Raw genomic sequence first — 280 nt, forward strand, 5'->3', positions numbered from 1 at the left:
AACGGTATCTGGTGATGAAGATATTATGGTTATTACCGATACTGGCGTGATTATTCGTACAAGTGTTGCCAATATCTCTCAAACTGGTCGTTCAACCATGGGTGTAAAAGTGATGCGTTTGAATGATGAAGCGAAAATCATGACCTTTGCCTTGGTAGATGCTGCCGAAATTAAAGAAGAAAAGGAATAAATAATCATGTCAAAACGTGAAAAAAAGAAGAAGCGTAAAGGTTCTTTTTGGCGCAATCTTTTAACAGTTGTATTGATACTGATTTCCCTA

The 280-nt window shown here is 36.8% G+C and carries 1 protein-coding gene and 1 pseudogene; both read left to right on the forward strand.

The features are described 5' to 3' along the window. Window positions 1-190, forward strand: a 190-nt coding sequence (locus C1E99_RS11325; protein WP_153060199.1) for a DNA gyrase C-terminal beta-propeller domain-containing protein, incomplete at its 5' end; no start/stop codon positions are given. Window positions 191-196: 6 nt separating this feature from the next. Beyond that, window positions 197-280, forward strand: a pseudogene (locus C1E99_RS15530) (class A sortase); the annotation flags it as partial.

The organism is Streptococcus suis, assembly GCF_002964045.1.
Lineage (GTDB): Bacteria > Bacillota > Bacilli > Lactobacillales > Streptococcaceae > Streptococcus > Streptococcus suis_U.